This is a genomic window from Glutamicibacter sp. 0426 (assembly GCF_001906485.1).
Classification (GTDB): domain Bacteria; phylum Actinomycetota; class Actinomycetes; order Actinomycetales; family Micrococcaceae; genus Glutamicibacter; species Glutamicibacter nicotianae.
In genome coordinates this window covers 1-1,487 of sequence record NZ_MPBI01000015.1, presented here as the reverse complement: position 1 = coordinate 1,487, position 1,487 = coordinate 1, and the positions used below count along the sequence as shown (strand labels likewise).

General features: G+C 52.6%; 1 rRNA gene. It reads left to right on the top strand.

The window, feature by feature from the left end:
* Positions 1-148: 148 nt before the first annotated feature.
* Positions 149-1,487, top strand: a 23S ribosomal RNA gene (locus BKX98_RS16550); the annotation flags it as partial.

Below are 1,487 nucleotides of genomic sequence, written 5' to 3'. Positions count from 1 at the left end.
TGTTGTTTGGGAACTGTATAGTGAACGCGAGCATCTTGCAGATGAGATGAGCTGGGTAGTCCTTTTCCTGGGATTGCCTGGTGTTGGAGTCTTGTCTGCGTGATTTTGTTAGATTGTTTTATTGCTCAATTCTGAGACTTTGATTTGTGTTGAAGTTTTTAAGGGCGCACGGTGGATGCCTTGGCATCAAGAGCCGATGAAGGACGTGGGAATCTGCGATAAGCCTGGTGGAGTCGATAACCGGACGTTGAGGCCAGGATTTCCGAATGGGGGAACCCCGCACCATGTTATGTGGTGTGACCTGCAGCTGAATGTATAGGCTGTGTGGAGGGAACGCGGGGAAGTGAAACATCTCAGTACCCGCAGGAAGAGAAAACAACAGTGATTCCGTTAGTAGTGGCGAGCGAACGCGGATGGGGCTAAACCGGTTGGTGTGTGATAGCGGATAGGCGTTGCATCATCGGGGTTGTGGGGTTGACATGTACCAGCGCTATCTTGCTGGTGGGATGAGGTGCAGGCGTATAGGTGAATCGGTTGGAATGCCGGACCATAGAGGGTGATAGTCCCGTAGGTGTAATGCGTGTCTGCCGTTCTAGTGTTGATACCCGAGTAGCACGGGGCCCGTGAAACCTTGTGTGAATCTGCCAGGACCACCTGGTAAGCCTGAATACTACTTGATGACCGATAGTGAATCAGTACCGTGAGGGAATGGTGAAAAGTACCCCGGGAGGGGAGTGAAATAGTACCTGAAACCGTGCGCTTACAATCCGTTAGAGCTGGGGACTTGTTCCCTGGTGATGGCGTGCCTTTTGAAGAATGAGCCTGCGAGTTAGTGTTACGTCGCGAGGTTAACCCGTGTGGGGAAGCCGTAGCGAAAGCGAGTCTGAATAGGGCGTTTGAGTGGCGTGATCTAGACCCGAAGCGAAGTGATCTACCCATGGCCAGGTTGAAGCGCGTGTAAGAGCGTGTGGAGGACCGAACCCACTTCAGTTGAAAATGGAGGGGATGAGCTGTGGGTAGGGGTGAAAGGCCAATCAAACTTCGTGATAGCTGGTTCTCCCCGAAATGCATTTAGGTGCAGCGTTGCGTGTTTCTTGCTGGAGGTAGAGCTACTGGATAGGCGATGGGCCCTACAAGGTTACTGACCTTAGCCAAACTCCGAATGCCGGCAAGTGAGAGCGCAGCAGTGAGACTGTGGGGGATAAGCTTCATAGTCGAGAGGGAAACAGCCCAGAACGCCAACTAAGGCCCCTAAGCGTGTGCTAAGTGGAAAAGGATGTGGAGTTGCTGTGACAACCAGGAGGTTGGCTTAGAAGCAGCCACCCTTGAAAGAGTGCGTAATAGCTCACTGGTCAAGTGATTCCGCGCCGATAATGTAGCGGGGCTCAAGCACACCGCCGAAGTTGCGTCATTCAAATATTAACCTGGTTTCGATTGGGTGTTTGGATGGGTAGGGGAGCGTCGTGTGGACGGTGAAGTCGCGGTGT